Raw genomic sequence first — 21,659 nt, forward strand, 5'->3', positions numbered from 1 at the left:
GGGAGTAAAATATGCTTGAAAAATTAATGGATAGGATAGAAAAAAACTGCATAAATGTAGATAAAGAATTAGTAAAAAAAGCATATAATTTTGCCTATGATGCTCATGGTGAGCAAAAAAGGGAGTCAGGTGAGCCATATATTACTCACCCTCTTGAAGTATCATGTATATTGGCGGAAATGGGTATGGATACCAGCACTATTGTGGCTGGCCTTTTGCATGATGTTATTGAAGATACAATATGTACATATGAGGACGTAGAAAGAGAATTTAGTAAAGAAGTTGCTGATTTAGTTGAAGGTGTAACTAAATTAGGTAAGATAAAATATAAAACAAAAGAAGAACAACAGGTTGATAATGTAAGGAAAATGCTTTTGGCTATGGCTAAAGACGTTAGAGTTATATTGATTAAACTTGCAGATAGACTTCATAATATGAGAACTTTAAAATATATGCCTGCAGGAAAACAAAAGGAAAAATCTAAGGAAACTTTTGATATATACGCACCATTAGCTCATAGATTGGGAATATCTAAAATAAAGTGGGAATTAGAGGATTTAGCTTTTAGATATATAAATTCAGAAGAATACTATGATTTAGTAAAAAAAATAGCGGAAAAAAGAGTGGAAAGAGAAGCCTACACAGAGATGATAATAAATGAATTATCAGATAATCTACAGAAGGCTGGTATTAAGTCTAGTATTGAAGGTAGGCCAAAACATTTCTATAGTATATTTAGAAAAATGGTTAATCAAAATAAAACCCTAGAGCAGGTATTTGATTTGACCGCAGTAAGAATACTTGTAGATACTGTAAGGGATTGCTACGCAGTATTAGGAATAGTTCATACTATGTATAAACCAATACCAGGTAGGTTTAAGGATTACATTGCTATGCCTAAGCCAAATATGTATCAATCACTTCATTCAACCGTAATAGGTCCACAAGGAAAACCCTTTGAAATACAAATAAGAACAGAAGAGATGCATAGGACAGCAGAATATGGTATTGCAGCCCATTGGAAATATAAAGAGGGAAAAGTAAATGAAAATAACATGGATTTAAAGCTTTCTTGGCTTAGAGAAATACTTGAATGGCAAAGAGAAACCTCTGATGCAGAAGAGTTTATGGAAGGTTTTAAAATAGATTTATTTTCAGATGAGGTATTTGTATTCACACCAAAAGGTAATGTAATAAACCTTCCTAGTGAATCAACTCCTATAGATTTTGCATATAAGATTCATACAGATGTAGGGAATAAGTGTGTAGGAGCAAAAGTTAACAATAAGATGGTACCTCTTGATTACCATTTAAAAACTGGTGAAATAGTAGAGATAATAACATCTAATTCATCTAAAGGGCCTACCATTGAATGGATTAATATTGCAAAGAGTAATCAAGCCAAAAGTAAAATAAAGGCTTGGTTTAAAAAGGCGAAGAGAGAAGAACATGTAAGCAAAGGAAAGGAACTTCTAGAAAAAGAGGCAAAAAAACAGGGTTACAACTTTGGTGAAATAGCAAAGGGAGATATATTAAATATTATATTAAAGAAATATAGTTTTAATTCAGTGGAAGAAGTTTATGCTGCAGCAGGTATGGGAGATATATCTCCTTCAAGCATAGTTGCAAAAATAAAAGAAGCTTATGAGAAGGGTAATAAAGTACAACTCACAAATGAAGAAATATTAAATAATATAAATAATAAGAATTCAAAAGGAAATCAAAACAAACATAATAAGAAAAATACTTCTTCGCCAGCAATAATTGTTAAAGGTGTCAGCAATTTATTGGTGAGATTTTCAAAATGTTGCAACCCGGTACCAGGAGATGAAATAGTAGGTTATATAACAAAGGGAAGAGGAGTTTCTATCCATAGAAAAGATTGTGCAAACTTAGCAAACTTAGTGGAAGATGTAGAAAATAAGATTGTAGAAGTAAGTTGGGGAGAATCAAAAGCAGGAGCTTACGTAACAGAAATTCAAGTAAAAGCAGATGATAGAGATGGTTTACTAGCAGAGATTATGGATATAATTATCCAAACAAAGACAAATCTCCATGCTATAAATGCAAAACCAATAAGAGGTACTTGTGCTATAATAAATATTAAATTAAAAATACCTAATATTGAGCACCTTAAAGATTTAATGAAAAAGATTAAAAAATTAAGAGGTGTTAACGATGTGTATAGAACTAAAAATTAGAGGTGATAAACTTGAGAGCTGTTATTCAGAGAGTTAAAATGTCTAATGTAGAAATTGATGGAAAAGTAATAGGAAGTATAGATAAAGGGTTAAATGTTCTCTTAGGCATATGTAAAGAAGACACTATTAAAGATGTAATTTATTTAAAAGATAAGATAGTAAATTTAAGAATTTTTGAAGATGAAGAATGCAAAATGAACAAATCTTTACTAGATGTAGGAGGAGAGCTACTAGTAATTTCTCAGTTTACTTTATACGGGGATGTTAGAAAGGGGAAAAGACCTAGTTTCACTGAAGCTCTAGGTGGAGAAGAAGCAAAATTCATATATGAGGAATTTATTAAGCAGTGTAAGGAAGTCTTAGATAATGTGGAAACAGGGGAGTTTGGAGCGGATATGAAAGTTACTATAGTAAATGATGGACCTGTAACTATATTATTAGATAGTAAAAAAACATTTTAAATTATAGGAGTGAATTAAATGAAAATTAATAGATTGCCCGTTGGATCATATGCTGCTAACTGTTATATAGTTATGGATGATGAGACTAAAGAAACTATGGTGATAGATCCAGGTGCAGAAGCTTCCTTAATAAATAATGAGATAAAGAAAATGGGTGGAAAAGTAAAATATATATTTTTAACCCATGGTCATCTTGATCACACAGGCGCTGTGAGTGAACTAAAGGAATTGACTAATGCTTTAGTTGGAATAAACGAAAAAGATGAAAAGGCTATAGAAAATGGCGGTTATGTTTTTGGGGATAAGAATAAATTTGGAAAAGCTGATATACATTTAAAGGATGGAGATCAATTTCAAATAGGAGATATTAAAATAAATTGTATAGAGACACCAGGTCATTCTCAAGGTGGAATGTGTTTTTTACTTAAAAATATAGTATTTACAGGAGACACTCTTTTTGAAGGTTCCATAGGAAGAACAGATTTTGAAGGTGGAGATTTTAATGTATTGATAGAGAGCATTAAAAATAAATTGTTAAACCTTCCTAATGAAACAATACTTCTTCCAGGACACGGCAATGAAAGTAGAGTAGATCATGAGAAGATGTATAATCCATTTTTATAAAATTATGAAAGAAAGTAGATAATATGGCAATTGCAATAGAGTTAAATAATTTGAAATATAGATATGATGTATACCAAATTTTTAGTTTGTTTTTTCCTTTAAACCAATTGAATTTTAATACCACCTCTGCGGATTATAAAATCCATATAGGAGAAAATTCAATATTAATAGAGGATAAGGATGGTATAGAGAGTTTTAATATAAATAAAGAGGCAAATATTAAACAAGAAGTAAAACAGAGCAGTTACATTTTTTTAGAGAAGAGAACAGGAAAGAAAATTCCATGGGGAACTCTTGTAGGGATACGACCTAGTAAAATTGCATTAGCCCTATTAAAAGAGGGAAAAAGCGAAAAAGAAATTATAGATTATTATAAGGAACATTATATAGTTGAAGAAGAAAAGGCTAAACTATGTATTGAAGTAGCGAAGATAGAAAGTAAAATGGTTAATAATGATAAGAGAAAAATAAGCATTTACATAGGCATGCCTTTCTGTCCTACGAGATGCTTATATTGTTCGTTTACTTCAAATCCAATAGTAAGTTGCAAGAATTTAGTTGAAGAATATCTGAATGCTTTAACTAAAGAGATAGAAGAAATAAGCAGATTTGTTAAAGAAAAAGAATTAATTATAGAAACAGTGTATTTTGGTGGGGGCACTCCTACTTCTGTAAAAGATGAAGAGTTTGAGAAAATTATGGAAACCATATATAATAGTTTTATACATGGTAATAATAATGTACATGAATTTACTGTTGAGTGCGGAAGGCCTGATAGTTTATCAATGCATAAATTTTCTACTATGAAGAAGTATGGTGTAACAAGAATAAGTATAAACCCACAAACTATGAACAATGATACCTTAAAACTTATAGGCAGAAATCATTCTGTAGAGGATATTAAAGATAAATATAGAATGGCACGAGATATGGGATTCGAAAATATAAATATGGACATAATTGTAGGATTGCCAGGTGAAAGACTATCTCATGTAAGAAATACATGTAAGGAAATATATAATTTAAAGCCAGATAGTATAACAGTTCATGGTATGTCTTTTAAAAAAGGATCTAAATTATATGAAAAACTAGAAGAATATCTAAGAGATATAGAACAAAATGAATTAAATAAAATGCATGAAGAGACCTTTAAGTTATCAAAAAGTTTAGATATGAATCCATACTATATGTACAGGCAAAAAAATATGGTATGGAATATGGAAAATGTAGGTTATTCCTTAAAGGGTAAGGAATGTATATATAATATACAGATGATTGAGGAAAGACAAACTATTATAGCTCTAGGAGCAGATGCCATAACTAAGGTTATATATTTAGAGCTGAATAAAATAGAAAGAGTACCTAATGTAAAAGATGTATTGGAATATAACAATAGAATTGATGAGATGATCAATAAAAAAATAACAGAATTAAATAAGCTATACTAACTTTACAGGCTTATAAAGAGGAGGAAAAGCAATGGGCGAAGCGTTGAATGGACTTAAAAGAACTATAATGTGTGGTGAATTAAGAGAAGAAAATGTGAATAATGACCACATAGTTATGGGATGGGTGCAAAGAAAGAGAAATCTTGGAGGACTAATATTTATAGATTTAAGAGATAGAACAGGTATCCTTCAAGTAGTATTTGGAGAAGAAATAAATAAAGAAGCTTTCGAAAAAGCAGATACAGTAAGATCTGAATACTGTATATCTGTAAAAGGTAAAGTTGTTAGAAGAGAATCTCCTAATAATAACCTTCCAACAGGAATGATAGAACTTAAAGGAGAGGAAATAAAAATATTATCCGAATCAGAAACTCCTCCTATATATATAAAAGAGGATTTAGATGCTTCAGAAAATATAAGATTAAAATATAGATATTTAGATTTAAGAAGATCTGACATGCAAAAAAGATTTATGATTAGACATAAGACTGCTAAAGCTGTTAGAGATTTTATGGATTCTCAAGGGTTTTTAGAAGTTGAAACTCCAATGCTTACAAAAAGCACACCAGAAGGAGCAAGAGATTATTTGGTTCCTAGTAGAAACTATCCAGGAGATTTTTATGCATTACCACAGTCACCACAATTATTTAAACAGTTATTGATGGTGTCAGGATTTGATAGATATTTCCAAATAGTTAAGTGCTTTAGAGATGAGGATTTAAGAGCAAATAGACAGCCTGAATTTACTCAAGTAGATATAGAAATGTCCTTTGTAGAAGTAGATGATGTAATAGATATGAATGAAAAGCTGATACAGCATGTATTTAAACAAGTTTTAGATGTGGATGTAAAAATACCATTTGAAAGAATACCATATAGAATAGCTATGAGTAAGTATGGAAGTGATAAACCAGATTTAAGATTTGGAATGGAAATAGAGAGTATAACAGATGAAGTAAAGAATACCGAATTTAAAGTATTTAAAGATGTGGTAGAAAATGGTGGGACTATAAGTGCCATTAAGGCAGAAAATTGTGCTGATATGGGAAGAAAACAACTTGATAAGTTAACTGAGTTTGTAAAAGGATTTAAGGCAAAAGGATTAGCGTGGATAGCATATAAAGAAGATGAAATAAAATCACCAATTGCTAAATTCTTAACGGATGAAGAATTGAAAGCTATAATACATAAGATGGATGCAAAAGTAGGAGATCTAATCTTAATCGTATCTGATGTAAAAGAAAAAGTTGTTTTAACAAGCTTAGGCCAGTTAAGATTGCATTTAGCTAAAGAATTAGATTTATTAAAAGAAAATAAAGAATTTAGATTTGCATGGATAACCGAATTCCCATTAGTTTCATATAATGAAGAAGAAGGTAGATGGGAAGCAGAACATCATCCATTTACATCACCTATGGATGAGGATATACAATATCTAGATACAGATCCAGGTAAGGTAAGAGCAAAAGCTTATGATATGGTATTAAACGGAGAAGAGTTAGGTGGAGGAAGCATAAGGATACACGATAGTAACTTACAGGAAAGAATGTTTAAAGTGTTAGGATTTACTCAAGAAAAAGCTTGGGAAAGATTTGGATTCCTGCTAGAAGCATTTAAATATGGTCCGCCACCACATGGAGGATTGGCATTTGGACTTGATAGAATGGTAATGTTCTTAAGCGGAACTGATAATATTAAAGATGTTATAGCTTTCCCTAAAAATCAAAATGCTTTTTGTCCAATGACAGAGGCACCAAGTAACGTTGATGAAACTCAATTAAATGAATTGGGTTTAATGATTAATTTAAAGGGCGAAGAATAAAAAATATATAAAATATAATAAAAAATTAAAAAAATGTAGTATAATATAATTAAATTGAAGAATAGTTCCTGCTGTGTTCGTTAGAGTAGGTTTATATTGAGCCAACACATAGACTAAAGGGAATCGGACTCTTTTTGCAGATTTGATGCTTAAATTCTATTTAAGAACAGGGAAACAAAAAGGAGATGCCCACCTGCAAATGCAGGTTCAAACATAACCTATTTCGGCGGCATGGTGGGGACTAATTTTGTAAATATTGATTTCAATAATATATTATATAGGATTAAATTAAAAAAGCTAATGCATTAAGCATTAGCTTTTAATTTTAAAAGTAAATATGATATTATAAATGTCAATATACTTGGCACAACCCAAACAAATCCTAGATTTGATAAAGGTATTAATTCAATAGCATTATTTATAAATTCTATATTTAACCCTAAATATTTAAGGTTATCACATATGCTAATAAAAAGTGATACATAGGTAGTTACACGTATAACCATATTGTTTTTCACACCTAGTAATGTCATTATAACCAATACGATAACTATAGGATAAAGTATTTGTAGTATTGGAACAGCTAATGAAACTATTGTATCTACACCCATTGATGCAATTATTATGCTTGTAATAGAAATTACTATAGCATTAAACTTATAAGATAGTTTCCCATTGGATATCTTCTCGAAAAATGAGGATGCGGAGGATGTAAGTCCAATAGAGGTAGTTAAACAGGCTAGTCCAACAGCTAAGGCTAGTATTATATTTCCGGAATAACCTAATAATTTATTTACTATTTCTGTTACCAAAGCGGTTTTAGTTATACTTTCTGGAAATATTGAAGAAGTTTGACTACCTATATACATCAAACCACCATACACAAATCCTAAGCCAATAACTGCAACTATCCCTGATATAGAAGTCATTTTTATAACATCTGAAGTTTCAGTATATCCTTTAGCTTTAACAGTTGATATAACAATAGAAGCAAATATTACTGATGCCATAGCATCCATTGTCTGATATCCTTCAATTAAAGAATTAGAAAAAACATTTTTAAAACCTGTATTTACTATTGGGTCTATAGGAGTTATGATACCCTTTATAATAATTATAGTAAGTAATAATAACAGTACAGGTGTCAATATTTTACCTATAGTATCTACAATTGAAGAAGGTTTAATGACAAAAGCTAAATTAATAATAAAATATATTACTATTGCAGGTAATATAGGAAAGTTTGGGAAAATTGGTTGGATACTAAGTTCAAAAGTGGTAGCTGCTGTTCTAGGAATTGCAAGCATTGGGCCTATTGCTAATACGATGGCCGTGGTTGCAATAATTGAGAATAAGTTACCTACTTTTAAGGAGATTTCCCTAAATGTGCCCCCAATTTTAGCACATGCTAGTATCCCTAACAATGGTAGCCCTACACCAGTCATCAGAAAACCTATAATAGCTAAAGGATAGCTATTTCCTACTAGCTTACCTAGATAAGGTGGAAATATTAAATTTCCTGATCCGAAAAACATTGCAAAAAGTGCTAGTCCAATTACGAATGCATCTCTAGTTGATTTGTTCATAGATATCTCCTTTACACTTAAATTTTGATTTTAGACTATTATATCATGAAATAATTCCATCACAAAGCGTTTAATATATTATTTTACTATTACCTTTGGCATTTTGATATATTATTTTACTATTACATTTGGTATAATGAATAAATTGATAAATTATGGTTAATATTTATTACTAAATGGAAATAAAATATAATAGTATTTATCTAATATTGGAGATGATGTGTATTTATGGAGAAAACTTTAGTATTAATAAAACCTGATGGAGTAAAAAGAAACTTAATTGGAGAAATAATAAGTTTCTATGAAAGAAAAAATCTAAAAGTTACAGGTTTAAAAATGATTGAAGGAAATATAAATACTATAGAAGAACATTATATTGAACATAAAGAAAAAGATTATTATAAAGAATTAATTGAGTACTTAATGGAAGGGCCAATTATTGCTATGTTAATTGAAGGAGAAAATGCAATAAAATTTGTTAGAAAAATAAATGGAGCTACAGATCCGCTTCAAGCAGAAATGGGAAGTATTAGAGGGATGTATGCTTCAACTAAACAAAGAAACCTTGTACATTCATCCGATAGTGAAATAAGCGCCGAAAGGGAAAGAAAAATTTGGTTTCCTGAAATAGAATAATAGATTTGAGGGGATTAATATGAAAGCGATAATTGAGGATGTAGATGATAAATATGTATTCTGTAGAAGAGAAGACAAGGTGATTATACAAATATTATTAAAATTTTTAAATTATCCTGAAATTGGAGATGTAATTCATCTTCCAGAAACTAGAAGATTTAACTAGCATAGTACTAGTATAAAACTCCTTGACCGTGAGAAAATAAAATGGAAAGGAGTTGTTTTTATGGTTCACAAAATGAAGAGTACTAAGAATAATAGAAAATCTGATGGAAAGTTTAGAAAGAAGACTATAAAACATAATCCTCAAGAAGAAAGCTCTAGAGCGGTATTTGGAGATCCAAAGGCTAAGGATGAAGAATAAATAAGGAGAGGAAATTATATGTCAGAAGAAAACATTGAAAAATTAAAGATGAGAGCTAAAGAAATGCTTATAGATGGAAAGACAATGGATGAAATAAGAAACGAAACGGGATTGAGAGAAAAAGACATTAAAAGAGTACAAAAAAATGAAATAACAAAAAAGTTTTTGTAGTTAAATAAGATTACGATACAAATTATCGTAATCTTATTTTATATAGAACGAAAATCATTTAATGTATTGTTTAAAATTTTTCAGAAATAAATAGAATTTAATAATTATCTTCATAATTAAGGGTAAAAAAGCTATTAATGGGTAAAACTATTAATAGCTTTTTTAATGCAAGAATTTTTAAGAGGAGATAGTTTTATGAATGTAATATTAGAAAGAATATATGTAGATTTCATCATGCCTCAAAGATTTGATCAGTACAAAGAGGCTTTAAAATACGCTGTGGATAAGGGGTATTATTTAACCTCTATGATTGATTATTATAATAATTATTATAATAAAATAGATGAAGATGATAAAAAGATTGTTATATTAAGACATGATATAGATGATGATTTGAAAGGTACTAAAAAATTTATTGAGATAGAAAAAGAATTAAAAGTAAAATCCTCTTATTATTTTAGAGTTGATACATTTGATTATGAGATTGCAGATGAAATTATAGACTGGGGAGGGGAAGTAGGGTACCACTATGAAGAACTAGCAACTTATTGTAAAAAAAATAAAATAAAAAATAAAGATTCTTTAAGTAATGAAGATATGGACAATATTTATGAAATGTTTAAAGATAATATAAAAAACAAATTTAAAAATTATGATATTAAAACAATCGCAAGTCATGGGGATTTTTATAATAGAGAAATAGGTGTACCAAATCATCATATATTTAATCATTTTAAATATGATGATCTAGGTATATTAATTGAAGCTTATGATGAAAATTTATTAAATAGTTTTCATAGTTATGTATCTGATGATATGTATAGACCTTTTTGGAAAAATAATATATCAATTTATAATTCTATAGACAATGGTGATAAGAGAATATTATTATTAACTCATCCAGGAAATTGGAATTCTAACAAGAGAGAAAATTTCAGAAAAAATATTAGACGATTATTAAGAAAATAGATATATTTATTAAAGCTAAAATAAAAAACACTTTAAAATTACATTCAAAGTGTTTTTTATTTACAATGGTGCCGAAGGCGGGACTTGAACCCGCACGGGTTTATAGCCCACCGGATTTTGAGTCCGGCGCGTCTGCCGATTCCACCACTTCGGCTCGTGATAAAAAAATAATAACATAAAATGTACATATAAGTCAAGCAAATTTTCATTTCAATAATAATTAGAGAAATGAAAGAATAATATCCCTATAAAAGAAAGCATCGCTTAATATTTTGAATAGTTTAAAATATTTGGAAAAGTTCTATTTTAATGTGTATAAATTTGGTATATAATATATGTATTATGTTTACATAAAAAGGGGGAGTATAAATGGGGGATTCCAATCTTCAAATTGAATTAAAAAGCAGCACTGGAAATAACGCTTTTAAACTTATAGTCTATAGTGCCATAGGGATATTTATGTTTTTCATACCTATAACCATAGGTGAAAGTACCACCATACCTATTGACCACATAGTAAATGCTATAAGAAAAATACCTTATTATAATCAAATATACGGAGCACTTATTGTAACTATAGGAGGCATATACCCTTTTATAAATAAAACTTGGAATAAAAATAGGGTTAATAAGATATTTTCCATATTAAAGCTCATAGGAATTGTAGTGGTATATATGGCTATATTTGAAATAGGACCTAAGAAATTATTTGAGAAAGATATGATTCCTTTCGTATTTGGAAAAGTTGTTGTTCCAGTATCGACTATAGTACCTATAGGTTCTGTGTTTTTAGCTTTTTTAGTAAGCTATGGATTGATGGAATTTGTAGGAGTATTGATGAAGCCAATAATGAAGCCAGTATGGAAAACTCCGGGGAGATCCGCTATTGATGCAGTGGCATCTTTTGTTGGAAGTTATTCACTGGCATTATTGATAACTAACAGAGTTTATAAAGAAGGTAAATATACTACAAAGGAAGCTTGCATAATAGCTACCGGATTTTCAACAGTATCTGCAACTTTTATGATTATTGTAGCAAATACTCTTGATATAATGCACTTATGGAATACTTATTTTTGGTTAACACTTGTAGTTACTTTTATAGTGACAGCTATAACTGCAAGATTATTTCCTTTAAGTAAAAAACCAGAAGAATATTATGAGGGAATAAAAGGAGATAAGGAGTCAGAAGAAAAGGGAAATGCTCTAAAAAGAGCATGGAGAGAAGGCATAATTGCTGCTGATAAGGCACCTTCACTTATGGAAAATATAGTGATAAATTTCAAAGATGGCATTATGCTTGCCATAAGTATAGCACCAACCCTTATGTCCATAGGCTTTTTAGGATTAGTTATTGCAAAATATACTCCTTTGTTTGATTTTGTAGGATATTTGTTCTATCCATTTACATTTCTATTGAGAATACCAGAGCCATTACTAGCAGCTAAGGCTTGTGCCGTTAGTATTGCAGAAATGTTATTACCAGCTATTGTAGTTGCTGATGCTCCTTTAGTAACAAGATTTATAATTGCTGTAGTTTGTGTATCAGAAATATTATTTTTCTCAGCTTCAATACCATGTATGCTATCAACAGACATACCTTTGGATATAAAAGATTTAGTTATAATATGGTTTGAAAGAGTGGTCCTATCATTAATTATTACAGCGCCAATAGCATATTTAATTCTATAAATTTAAAATTAGTAAACCACTAGGATAGTATTGCCTAGTGGTTTTATATTGACTATAATCTTCTAAAACAAAATTTATAGTATTTAAATAGGTAAAAAAGATGAATTATAATATAATAAAGTGTAAAATAATAATTATAATATCATTATTATATTAGGAGAGATTAATATGCTTAGATTTCTTGATGCCGGTGAATCCCATGGTAAGGCTTTAATTGCAATAATAGATGGGGTTCCATCAAATTTCATAGTTGATATAGATTATATAAATGATGAATTAAAGAGAAGACAAACAGGTTATGGTAGGGGAGAAAGAATGAAGATAGAGGAAGATAAGATTGAAATTCTTTCAGGACTGAGAGGAAGAAAAACCACTGGAAATCCTATAACCATGATGATTCATAATAAAGATTACGAAAAATGGAAGAATATAATAGATAGAGAACCAAAGAATGAGGAAAAAATAAGTATCCCAAGACCAGGACATGGGGACTTAGTAGGTTATTTTAAATATGGTACTGGGGATATAAGAGACTCCATTGAAAGAACTTCAGCAAGAGAGACAGCTATTCGAACAGCTGTGGGTGCTCTATGTAAATCTATATTAAAAGAAATTGGAATAGATATAAGGAGCAAAGTAAATAGCATAGGAAATAACTATGAAGAAATAGTAGATTTATTTGATGATACAATATATGAAAAAATAAATAATAGCTCTGTTAGATGCTATGATGAGGAAATTGAAAAAAGCTTTATGAAGAAAATTGATATATGTAAAGAAGAGGGGGAGACTATAGGGGGAAGTGTTTATGTATCGGTAAAGGGAGTTCCTATAGGTATAGGTAGTTATTCTCAGTGGGATAGAAAATTAGATGCTATATTAAGTTATGGTATAATGTCTTTACAGGGAGTAAAGGCTATAGAGTTTGGAAATGGATTAGACTTATCCTTAAGAGGAAGTAGTTTTAATGATGAAATACTATATAAAGATGGAAAAATTTCTAGAGATACTAATAATTGTGGAGGAATAGAAGCAGGAGTTTCAAATGGAGAAAAAATAGATATTAAAGTGTTTATTAAGCCTATACCCTCTATAAAAAAAGATATAAGAACAATAGACTTAAAAACTAGAGAAGAAAAAACTACAAGATATGAACGCTCAGATGTATGTGCAGTAGTTCCAGCTTCAATAGTATTGGAAAGTATAGTAGCTTTTGATATATTAAAAGAGCTTTTAAGAAAATTTCCTAATGATGAATTTGATAATTTTAAAAAGGCGGTAAAAAATTATAGAGATTCCGTGTATCTAAAGTAATGCTTGATAGGAGAGATAATGATGAGCACTAAAGAAGTGATGTTAATACTGGATGGTAATAGTTTAATGAATAGAGCTTTTTATGCACTACCACTGTTAACTAATAATGAAGGATTACATACTAATGCAATTTATGGATTTACTAATATGTTATTGAAAATGAAAGAGGAATTAACCCCTAATTATGTAGTTTGTACTTTTGATAGAAGCGCACCTACCTTTAGACATAATGAATATGAGGACTATAAAGCTGGAAGAAAAAAGATGCCTTCAGAATTAAGAGAACAATTTCCAATAGTTAAAGATTTATTAAGTAAGTTAGCTATCGATATTTTCGAAATTGATGGCTTTGAAGCTGATGACTTAATAGGTACTTTATCTAAAGTTGCAGAGGAGCATGATATAGAGACTTATATTGTTACAGGAGATAAGGATGCATTGCAGTTAGCTTCAGATAAAACAAAGGTAGTATTGACTAAAAAAGGCATAACTGAAAAAGAAATATATGATGGGAAAAGAATGATTGAAGAGATGGGTGTAACTCCAACTCAGTTTATAGATGTTAAAGGTCTAATGGGGGATCCATCAGATAATATACCGGGAGTACCAGGTGTAGGAGAAAAAACTGCATTTAAATTAATAAAAGAATACGGCAGCATAGAAAATGTTTTAGAGAATATAGATAATATAAGTGGGAAAAAAGTAAAAGAAAACTTATTTGACAATAGAGAGCAAGCGATCTTTAGTAAAAGGCTTGCCACTATTATGAGAGATGTTCCAGTGGATATAGATTTAGAAAGTATAAAATCTAAAGAGAATTATGATGAAGAAGGGGTAAGGAGATTATTTATAGATCTTCAATTTAAATCCCTTTTAGATAGAATGCCAAAGTCTAATGAAAGCATAGAAAAGGCAGAAGAGTTAAAAGTTGACTATATAGTTGTTGATGATGTGGATAAACTAAAAGATTTGTGTCAATCTATAGGTGAAGAAATTTTTGTTACTTTTAAAAATGCTAATGAGAATGTATTTTCCAAAAGTTTAATAGAAAATATTTATTTAAATAATGAGGACAATAATTATTTAATAAATTTAAAAAATATATTAGAAGAGAACCATGAAGCTTCTATTGAATGTTTGAAGAGAATTTTTGAAAATGAAGATATAAAGAAAATATGTCATGATGTAAAAATACCCTATGCTATTTTGTATAAAATGGGTATAGACTTAAGGGCTGTAGTATTTGATACGAAAGTAGCTGCATATCTAATTAATTCCTCAAGGGGAGACTATGAATTAAATACTTTAATTAGAGAATATCTTAAAATAGTAATAAATAATGATGAAGAAGAGAGGATAATTCAAACATCATTATTAAAATCTTTATATAATGAATTAAATTTACAAATTAAAGATTTGAATATGGAAAAACTTTATTACGAAGTGGAACTTCCTCTTACAAGGGTGTTGGCATCTATGGAGGTTAAAGGATTTAAAGTTGATAAGGAAACATTAACGCATATAGGTGAAAAGTTTTCAATAGAAATAGAAAAAATTCAAAAGGAAATATATAATTTAGCTGATGAAGAATTTAATGTAAACTCACCAAAACAATTAGGAAAAATACTATTTGAGAAACTGGATTTACCTGTAATAAAAAAGACTAAAACGGGATATTCAACTAATGCAGAAGTGTTAGAAGAATTAGAGGATAAACACCCTATAATAGAAAAAGTAATATATTATAGACAATTGGCTAAGCTATATTCCACATATGTTGAAGGGTTAAAAAATGTAATAGATGAAGATGGAAGGATACACTCAAGCTTTAATCAAACTGTAACAACTACAGGAAGGCTTTCAAGTACGGAACCTAATCTCCAAAACATACCTATAAAATATGAAATGGGTAAAGAGATTAGAAAGGTTTTTGTACCAAATGATGATGGATGTGTCATTTTATCTGGTGATTACTCACAAATAGAATTAAGGGTTCTTGCACATATTGCAGGAGATGAAAACATGATTGACGCCTTTAAGCATCATAGCGATATACATACTAAAACTGCAGCAGAAGTGTTTAGAGTTCCACTAGAGGAGGTTACTTCTACTATGCGAAGTAATGCTAAAGCTGTAAATTTTGGAATTGTTTATGGTATAGGAGATTTTAGCTTGGCAAAAGATTTGCATATTTCTAGAAAAGAAGCGAAAGAATATATAGATACATATTTTCAAAGATATCCAAAGGTTAAAACCTATATGGATGATGCAATAGAAAAGGCTAAAAAAGATATGTATGTAACCACAATATTAAATAGAAGAAGATTTATACCTGAAATATTAAATTCTAAGAAAATGGTAAAAGCTTTTGGAGAAAGATTAGCCATGAACAGTCCTATACAGGGAAGTGCCGCGGATATAATTAAAATGGCCATGGTTAAGGTTTATAATGAATTAAAAAGCAGAGGGTTAAAAAGTACTTTAATTTTACAGGTTCATGATGAACTTATCTTAAATGTATATAAGGATGAGTTAGATGAAGTAAAATCCTTGCTTAAGGAATCCATGGAGAATGTAATAGAATTAAATGTTCCCCTAGAAGTAGATATAGATGAGGGAGAAAACTGGTATGAAGCAAAATAAAATATTTAAAATAGGTTTAACCGGTGGAATAGGTAGTGGAAAAAGTACAGTATCTAGAATTCTTAAAAAAAAGGGAATATCTATTATTGACTGTGATGTTATTTCGAGAGATGTTTTAAAAAAATATCCTCACATCATAGAGGAAATAGAAGAAAAGTATGGCAGTGAGTTTGTGGATGAAAATAGAAATTTAAAAAGAAAAGAATTTGGGTCATTTATATTTTCTTCAAAAGAAAAAAGAAGAGAATTTGAATCTATTATTATTCCCTATATCAATAAAGAAATTTATGGTATGTTTGATAAATGCCAATGTAATGGTGAAAAAATCTGTGTGTTGGATGCCCCCACTTTATTCGAACAAAATATGCATTTAGTTATGGATTTCATAGTGGTAGTATGGGTAGATGAAGAAACTCAATTTAATAGAGTGAAACATAGGGATAAATTAGAAGACACAGAAGTGATAAATAGAATAAATGCTCAAATATCATTGAAGGAAAAAAGAGAAATGGCTCATTTTGTCATAGATAATACTAAAACCATAGAAGAAACAGAAGCACAAATAGACACACTAATTCAATTCATCAATGATTTGCGGGGAGTGAAAGGAGCAATTGAAGAAATTAATTAAAACTATAATATTCATTTTAATAATTATCGTAGCAATAAAACAAGTTCCAAACGCAATGAAAAAGCTATATCCATTAAAATATTCAGATATAGTATATAAATATTCAAAAGAGTATGATATAGATCCTTACATAGTATTTTCGGTAATAAAAGCTGAGAGTAATTTTAAACCTAAAGCTGTATCACACAAAAGTGCCTATGGATTAATGCAAGTAACTCCTAGTACAGGGGAGTGGATTGCGGAGCAAATGGAGATGGAAAATTTCACATTAGATAAGTTATTTGAACCAGAATATAATATTTCCATGGGATGTTGGTACATAGATAATCTAAGAAAAGAATTTGGAGATAATATGGATGTAGTTCTTGCTGCATATAATGCAGGAAGAGGAAACGTTCAAAAGTGGTTACAGGATAGTGAACACTCAAAGGATAGTAAAAATCTCCACTACATACCTTTTAAAGAGACAGACAAATATGTAAAGAAAGTAAAAGTAAATTATAAAATTTACAAATTTTTATATGATAAATAATATTGACAAGGAACCTATTAAGAGTATAATATTATTGTAACGCGGATGTGGCGGAATGGCAGACGCACTATCTTGAGGGGGTAGCGAGGAATACTCGTACGGGTTCAAGTCCCGTCATCCGCACCATTTTAAAAATTAAAAATGAAAAATTAAGAGTGAAAGTTATTTATAGAATTCTGCAGTTGCAGAATTCTTTTTATTTTATCTTACATTCTTTACTCTTCACTCTAAATTTTTCACTAGTAAAATTGCATAGCAATTTTATTTATCTATCATCTTACGTTCCTGGTCTTCAACCATTCTTTTAACCATTTCTCCACCCAGCATACCGGCACTAGCTAGATTTCCAACAAAGTTTGAAGGGTAATCCCCCATATATGGGGCAGTAGTTTTATCTTCAAAATTTGGATTAATACCTAAATCGCTGGCTATTTCCATTTTAAGCTTTTCCATTGTATTTCTTGAATCAGAAGCATAAAGTCTTTTTCTTGACATAAAATCCTCTCCTTTCATGATTTTAATAATAGTTTTCACAAAATGTATTTTTATATGTGAAGAAAATTTTAGTCAAATATTATAATACACATTTTTCATAATAAACATAAGTTGTGGTAAAATAAAGAATAGATGTTCTAACATGAAAGATTTGGAGGAGAATATTATGGCAGATATGAAATGGACAAAGGAACAGGAAAGTGCCATATACACTAAAAATTGTAATTTACTTGTGGCAGCTGCAGCTGGGGCTGGGAAAACTGCTGTTTTAGTTCAAAGAATAATAGAAAGAATAATGGATGAAGAGAATATAACAGATATAGATAGATTATTAGTCGTTACCTTTACTAATGCAGCGGCTTCAGAAATGAAAGAAAGAATAGGGGAAGCTATATCTCAAGAGTTGGATAAGAATCCTGATTCAAAAATACTTCAAAGACAGCTTACCTTGCTTAATAGAGCCAATATAACCACAATACATTCCTTTTGTCTTAGTATTATGAGAAATAATTTTCATTTGATAGATATTGATCCTAATTTTAGAGTTGGAGATGAAACAGAAACTCTGCTTTTAAAGGGAGAAACTCTAGAAGAATTATTTGATTATATGTATGAAATTGAAGATGAAGTTAAAAAAGAGATTTTTTTAGAACTAGTCCAATCCTATGGTGGGAAAGACGATAGAAGAGTACTGAATATGGTAGAGGAGCTGTACAATTTTTCTCAAAGTTTACCTTGGCCTGAAAAATGGTTATTAGAAAATAGAGAAATTTTTAATGTAGATGATGATTTTGATTTTAATGATACTCTATGGGCTAGTGAATTGATAAATGATATAAAAGTAGAATTAAAGGGATTTAAAATTAAGATGGAGAAATCCATTGATATAGCTAGTAGTAATGAAGGATTAGAGCACTACCTACCAATATTCAAAGAAGATCTCGCCATATTAGATGACATATTAAGCAGTGATAACTGGAATAAAATTAGAGAGATTATTTTAGATGTAAAATTTAAAACTCTACCTAGAAAAAAAATACCGGAAGATTTAATAGAGATAAAGGAAAGTATTTTAGATGTGAGAACAAATGTAAAAGAAAAAATATCTAAAATGAAAGAAGATATATTTTTAGGTAGTGAAAATATAGGGCAAAACTTTAAAAACCTTTATCCAAGAATAGAGTGTCTAACGGATTTAGTCATTGAATTTACTAAAAGATACAGAGAGAAAAAAAGAGAAAAGAATATAGTGGATTTTAATGATATAGAACATTATACATTAGAAATATTAACGGATTATGATAAAAAAGGGAATTCTATGCCCTCGGCAGTGGCTATTGAATATAGAAAAAAATTCGTAGAAATATTAGTAGATGAGTATCAAGATAGTAATTTAGTACAGGAAGTAATATTAAACTCCGTATCCAGACAGCAGAACATAAAATTAGAAGAAGAAAAATTAACCATCCCAAATATGTTCATGGTTGGCGATGTTAAGCAAAGTATCTATAGATTTAGGCAGGCAAAACCGGAGTTATTTTTACATAAATATAATACCTACTTATTAGAGGAGGATAGTTTAAATAGAAAGATAAAGCTATTTAAAAACTTTAGAAGTAGGGAAGGTGTTATAGATGGAGTAAATTATATATTTACTCAAGTAATGTCAAAGAACATAGGTGAATTAGAATATGATGATGGCGAAAAATTAAATCTTGGAGCGGACTACAAATCACCAGAAGAAGAGATTAATCATGCTGGACCTATAGAAATTCATATTATGGAGAAACTAAATAAAAATAGTGAAGAGATTTTATTTGAAGAGGATAATAACGGAGCTTTTTATGATAGTGAGGAAAGACCAGATAATATACAGCTAGAAGCAAATATGGTGGGGAAAATAATTAAAAAACTTATGGAGGATGAAAATCCTTATATGATATTGGATAAAAGGACTAAAGAGTATAGAAAGTTACAGTTTAGAGATATTGTAATTTTAATGAGAGCTACTTCTCAGATGGCACCTATATTCATGGAGGAATTAAACAACAAAGGTATACCAGTTTTCGCCGATACTTCTTCAGGATATTTTGAAACTACGGAAATAAGAACCATTTTATCTTTATTGCAAATTATAGATAATCCAAGACAAGATATTCCTTTATTAGCTGTATTAAGATCTCCTATTTTTTCTTTTACTCCAGAAGATATCATTGATATAAGACTAGTTAATAGAGAAACAAGTATATATGAAGCTTTGAAAAAGATAGATGATGATGAACTATGTACTGAGGATGAAAAAAATTATGTAAAAGCATTAAATCAAGATTTGAAAAACAGAATTGAAAGTTTTTTAATCAAACTCTTAGATTGGAGAGATAAATCCCTCCATATGAGTATAGACCAATTTATATGGCATCTTTACACGGATACAGGATACTATGGATATGTTGGTGCTATGCCAGGAGGAATACAAAGGCAGGCAAACTTACGAGTACTTTTTGAGAGAGCTAAGCAATATGAAAAAACTAGTTATAGGGGATTGTTTAATTTTATATCCTTTATAAACAAATTAAAAAATAGCAGCGGTGATATGGGAAGTGCTAAAATTTTAGGAGAAAATGAAGATGTAGTGAGAATCATGAGTATTCATAAAAGTAAAGGATTGGAGTTTCCAGTGGTAATCCTCTCAGGAGTAGGTAAGAATTTTAATCTTCAAGATATGAGAAAAAATATGCTCTTCCATCATCAATTAGGGCTTGGGCCTGATTATGTAGATTTGGAAAAAAGAATAACCTACCCTACTATAATTAAAGAGATAATAAAAAGAAAAATAAAATTAGAAACCTTATCAGAGGAAATGAGAATATTATATGTAGCATTTACTCGAGCTAAAGAAAAATTAATTATTACTGGTATGACAAGTAAAATAGAAGATGGAATAAAAAAGTGGTGTAATATAAGCATGGATGATGGAAGAAAGATACCTGAATACGCTATCCTAGAGGGGAAAAGTTATATGGATTGGATCATGCCTGCTGTTTGTAGACATGAGGATGGTATTTTTCTAAGGGAAAAGTCTGATATAAATAATCCATACACTAATATAGTGAAGGATGCATCAAGATGGAAGGTAAAAATATGGGATATAAAAGAAGCTATAGAATCTAAAATTGAAGAAAAGGAAGAAGTAGATATTTTAAAAGAATTAGAAACCTTAAGACTTATAAAGAAAGATGAAGAATACAAAGAAGAAATAGAAAAAAGACTTAATTGGAATTATAAATACATTCATTCTTGTAATATACCAGCAAAATTTTCAGTATCAGAGCTTAAAAGGAGATTTTCAGAAACAGAGGATGAAAATTCAGAAAAAGTTGTAGGAGAGATTCTATCAAAAAAACCAATATTTTTACAAGAGTATAAGAAGTTTACCGCTGCAGAAATAGGGACTTTAATTCATTTAGTTATGGAGCATATAGATATAAAGAAAACTGAGGATATAGAAAGTGTAAGAGAACAAATTCAAGCCATGGTAGTGGATGAATTTATAACTGAGGAAGAATATAAAGTTATAAATCCATATAAGATATTGAATTTTTTCAAAAGTCCTTTAGGAGAAAGGATAAAAAAGTCAACTTTGATAAGTAAAGAAACACCTTTTTACGTTGAAATCAAAAGTGTAGATTTATATAAGGATTTACCTAAGGATATATATGGTGAAGAAAAAATAATACTTCAAGGAGTAATAGACTTATGTTTTGAGGAAGAAGACGGATTGATAATTGTAGATTATAAAACGGATTATGTAGAAAATGAAGAGGATATTAAGAACAAGTATGCACTCCAGTTACAATATTATACTGAAGCTTTAGAGAGGATTACAGGAAAAAAAGTAAAAGAGAAGTATTTATATTTATTCTATTTAGATAAATTCATATTTATATAATTTGTATCAAGTGATTCTTAGCTTCAGATGAAGTTTGCTTAAAAGGAATACTTACTCCAACTGAAGCTTAGAAGAACTTATCCAGGGATGTAGCATCCGTTATGCACAGCATAAGAACTCT

General features: G+C 29.7%; 18 protein-coding genes, 2 tRNA genes and 1 other RNA gene. 18 read left to right on the plus strand and 3 right to left on the minus strand.

Annotation, left to right across the window (positions count from 1 at the left end; all coding sequences use genetic code 11):
- Positions 1 to 11: 11 nt before the first annotated feature.
- From RYO54_RS08745 to ssrS, 6 genes are all read left to right on the plus strand, one after another.
- On the plus strand, positions 12 to 2,201 hold the full coding sequence (locus RYO54_RS08745; protein ID WP_315117630.1) for a bifunctional (p)ppGpp synthetase/guanosine-3',5'-bis(diphosphate) 3'-pyrophosphohydrolase: 2,190 nt from the start codon (positions 12 to 14) through the stop codon (positions 2,199 to 2,201).
- An 11-nt stretch (positions 2,202 to 2,212) separates the two neighbouring features.
- A complete protein-coding gene (dtd, locus tag RYO54_RS08750; protein ID WP_315117632.1) occupies positions 2,213 to 2,662 on the plus strand; it encodes a D-aminoacyl-tRNA deacylase in 450 nt (149 codons plus the stop codon).
- An 18-nt stretch (positions 2,663 to 2,680) separates the two neighbouring features.
- Complete coding sequence (locus RYO54_RS08755; RefSeq protein ID WP_315117635.1) at positions 2,681 to 3,286, plus strand: MBL fold metallo-hydrolase; 606 nt, start codon at positions 2,681 to 2,683, stop codon at positions 3,284 to 3,286.
- 23 nt (positions 3,287 to 3,309) lie between these two features.
- Positions 3,310 to 4,734 (plus strand): coproporphyrinogen III oxidase, encoded by a 1,425-nt coding sequence (locus RYO54_RS08760; RefSeq protein WP_315117637.1) that lies wholly within the window; start codon positions 3,310 to 3,312, stop codon positions 4,732 to 4,734.
- 31 nt (positions 4,735 to 4,765) lie between these two features.
- Complete coding sequence (aspS, locus tag RYO54_RS08765; protein ID WP_315117639.1) at positions 4,766 to 6,556, plus strand: aspartate--tRNA ligase; 1,791 nt, start codon at positions 4,766 to 4,768, stop codon at positions 6,554 to 6,556.
- 62 nt (positions 6,557 to 6,618) lie between these two features.
- Positions 6,619 to 6,801: non-coding RNA, 6S RNA (gene ssrS, locus RYO54_RS08770), on the plus strand.
- A 60-nt stretch (positions 6,802 to 6,861) separates the two neighbouring features.
- Here the strand turns inward: ssrS and brnQ are convergent.
- Entirely contained in the window at positions 6,862 to 8,142 is a 1,281-nt protein-coding gene (gene brnQ, locus RYO54_RS08775) for a branched-chain amino acid transport system II carrier protein (RefSeq protein WP_315117642.1), read from the minus strand.
- Between the two features lie 228 nt (positions 8,143 to 8,370).
- Here brnQ and ndk point away from each other — a divergent pair, with 228 nt between their 5' ends.
- From ndk to RYO54_RS08800, 5 genes are all read left to right on the plus strand, one after another.
- Entirely contained in the window at positions 8,371 to 8,778 is a 408-nt protein-coding gene (gene ndk / locus RYO54_RS08780; protein ID WP_315117645.1) for a nucleoside-diphosphate kinase, read from the plus strand.
- Positions 8,779 to 8,797: 19 nt separating this feature from the next.
- Positions 8,798 to 8,944, plus strand: coding sequence for a hypothetical protein (locus tag RYO54_RS08785; RefSeq protein WP_315117647.1), 147 nt, complete (start codon positions 8,798 to 8,800; stop codon positions 8,942 to 8,944).
- Positions 8,945 to 9,016: 72 nt separating this feature from the next.
- On the plus strand, positions 9,017 to 9,142 hold the full coding sequence (locus tag RYO54_RS08790) for a CPC_1213 family protein (RefSeq protein WP_399549258.1): 126 nt from the start codon (positions 9,017 to 9,019) through the stop codon (positions 9,140 to 9,142).
- 18 nt (positions 9,143 to 9,160) lie between these two features.
- Positions 9,161 to 9,313, plus strand: coding sequence for a hypothetical protein (locus tag RYO54_RS08795; RefSeq protein ID WP_315117652.1), 153 nt, complete (start codon positions 9,161 to 9,163; stop codon positions 9,311 to 9,313).
- Positions 9,314 to 9,508: 195 nt separating this feature from the next.
- Positions 9,509 to 10,282, plus strand: a complete 774-nt coding sequence (locus RYO54_RS08800; protein ID WP_315117655.1) for a hypothetical protein — start codon at positions 9,509 to 9,511, stop codon at positions 10,280 to 10,282.
- Between the two features lie 66 nt (positions 10,283 to 10,348).
- Here RYO54_RS08800 and RYO54_RS08805 read toward each other — a convergent pair.
- Positions 10,349 to 10,436 (minus strand) — tRNA-Leu (locus tag RYO54_RS08805).
- Between the two features lie 215 nt (positions 10,437 to 10,651).
- On the opposite strand from RYO54_RS08805, the gene RYO54_RS08810 reads away from it, so the two are divergent.
- The 6 genes from RYO54_RS08810 to RYO54_RS08835 all read left to right on the plus strand — a co-directional run bounded on the left by RYO54_RS08810 (position 10,652) and on the right by RYO54_RS08835 (position 17,220).
- The gene (locus RYO54_RS08810) at positions 10,652 to 11,974 is read left to right on the plus strand and encodes a YjiH family protein (protein WP_315117657.1); all 1,323 of its coding nucleotides are present in this window, start codon (positions 10,652 to 10,654) and stop codon (positions 11,972 to 11,974) included.
- A 168-nt stretch (positions 11,975 to 12,142) separates the two neighbouring features.
- Positions 12,143 to 13,288, plus strand: a complete 1,146-nt coding sequence (aroC, locus tag RYO54_RS08815; RefSeq protein WP_315117660.1) for a chorismate synthase — start codon at positions 12,143 to 12,145, stop codon at positions 13,286 to 13,288.
- A 21-nt stretch (positions 13,289 to 13,309) separates the two neighbouring features.
- The gene (polA, locus tag RYO54_RS08820) at positions 13,310 to 15,931 is read left to right on the plus strand and encodes a DNA polymerase I (RefSeq protein WP_315117663.1); all 2,622 of its coding nucleotides are present in this window, start codon (positions 13,310 to 13,312) and stop codon (positions 15,929 to 15,931) included.
- Positions 15,918 to 16,562 carry a dephospho-CoA kinase gene (gene coaE, locus RYO54_RS08825; protein WP_315117666.1) on the plus strand — a complete coding sequence of 215 codons (645 nt, stop codon included), beginning with the start codon at positions 15,918 to 15,920 and terminating at the stop codon, positions 16,560 to 16,562. Before polA ends, coaE begins: the two co-directional genes overlap by 14 nt.
- The gene (locus RYO54_RS08830; RefSeq protein ID WP_315117668.1) at positions 16,546 to 17,094 is read left to right on the plus strand and encodes a lytic transglycosylase domain-containing protein; all 549 of its coding nucleotides are present in this window, start codon (positions 16,546 to 16,548) and stop codon (positions 17,092 to 17,094) included. Before coaE ends, RYO54_RS08830 begins: the two co-directional genes overlap by 17 nt.
- 41 nt (positions 17,095 to 17,135) lie before the next feature.
- Positions 17,136 to 17,220 (plus strand) — tRNA-Leu (locus tag RYO54_RS08835).
- A 135-nt stretch (positions 17,221 to 17,355) separates the two neighbouring features.
- Here RYO54_RS08835 and RYO54_RS08840 read toward each other — a convergent pair.
- Entirely contained in the window at positions 17,356 to 17,589 is a 234-nt protein-coding gene (locus RYO54_RS08840) for an alpha/beta-type small acid-soluble spore protein (RefSeq protein WP_315117670.1), read from the minus strand.
- A 166-nt stretch (positions 17,590 to 17,755) separates the two neighbouring features.
- Here RYO54_RS08840 and addA point away from each other — a divergent pair, with 166 nt between their 5' ends.
- On the plus strand, positions 17,756 to 21,538 hold the full coding sequence (addA, locus tag RYO54_RS08845; RefSeq protein WP_315117674.1) for a helicase-exonuclease AddAB subunit AddA: 3,783 nt from the start codon (positions 17,756 to 17,758) through the stop codon (positions 21,536 to 21,538).
- The last annotated feature ends 121 nt before the right edge of the window (positions 21,539 to 21,659 follow it).

Source organism: uncultured Clostridium sp. (assembly GCF_963515715.1).
Classification (GTDB): domain Bacteria; phylum Bacillota; class Clostridia; order Clostridiales; family Clostridiaceae; genus Clostridium_AW.

What these genes read in the sequence shown, in the direction of transcription:
- RYO54_RS08795 (WP_315117652.1), top strand. Translation starts at nt 9,161, where the DNA reads ATGTCAGAAGAAAACATTGAAAAATTAAAGATGAGAGCTAAAGAAATG.
- ndk (WP_315117645.1), top strand. Translation starts at nt 8,371, where the DNA reads ATGGAGAAAACTTTAGTATTAATAAAACCTGATGGAGTAAAAAGAAAC.
- RYO54_RS08840 (WP_315117670.1), bottom strand. Translation starts at nt 17,589, where the DNA reads ATGTCAAGAAAAAGACTTTATGCTTCTGATTCAAGAAATACAATGGAA.
- RYO54_RS08745 (WP_315117630.1), top strand. Translation starts at nt 12, where the DNA reads ATGCTTGAAAAATTAATGGATAGGATAGAAAAAAACTGCATAAATGTA.
- RYO54_RS08755 (WP_315117635.1), top strand. Translation starts at nt 2,681, where the DNA reads ATGAAAATTAATAGATTGCCCGTTGGATCATATGCTGCTAACTGTTAT.
- RYO54_RS08790 (WP_399549258.1), top strand. Translation starts at nt 9,017, where the DNA reads ATGAAGAGTACTAAGAATAATAGAAAATCTGATGGAAAGTTTAGAAAG.
- RYO54_RS08800 (WP_315117655.1), top strand. Translation starts at nt 9,509, where the DNA reads ATGAATGTAATATTAGAAAGAATATATGTAGATTTCATCATGCCTCAA.
- addA (WP_315117674.1), top strand. Translation starts at nt 17,756, where the DNA reads ATGGCAGATATGAAATGGACAAAGGAACAGGAAAGTGCCATATACACT.
- brnQ (WP_315117642.1), bottom strand. Translation starts at nt 8,142, where the DNA reads ATGAACAAATCAACTAGAGATGCATTCGTAATTGGACTAGCACTTTTT.
- aroC (WP_315117660.1), top strand. Translation starts at nt 12,143, where the DNA reads ATGCTTAGATTTCTTGATGCCGGTGAATCCCATGGTAAGGCTTTAATT.
- RYO54_RS08810 (WP_315117657.1), top strand. Translation starts at nt 10,652, where the DNA reads ATGGGGGATTCCAATCTTCAAATTGAATTAAAAAGCAGCACTGGAAAT.
- aspS (WP_315117639.1), top strand. Translation starts at nt 4,766, where the DNA reads ATGGGCGAAGCGTTGAATGGACTTAAAAGAACTATAATGTGTGGTGAA.
- RYO54_RS08785 (WP_315117647.1), top strand. Translation starts at nt 8,798, where the DNA reads ATGAAAGCGATAATTGAGGATGTAGATGATAAATATGTATTCTGTAGA.
- RYO54_RS08760 (WP_315117637.1), top strand. Translation starts at nt 3,310, where the DNA reads ATGGCAATTGCAATAGAGTTAAATAATTTGAAATATAGATATGATGTA.
- coaE (WP_315117666.1), top strand. Translation starts at nt 15,918, where the DNA reads ATGAAGCAAAATAAAATATTTAAAATAGGTTTAACCGGTGGAATAGGT.
- polA (WP_315117663.1), top strand. Translation starts at nt 13,310, where the DNA reads ATGAGCACTAAAGAAGTGATGTTAATACTGGATGGTAATAGTTTAATG.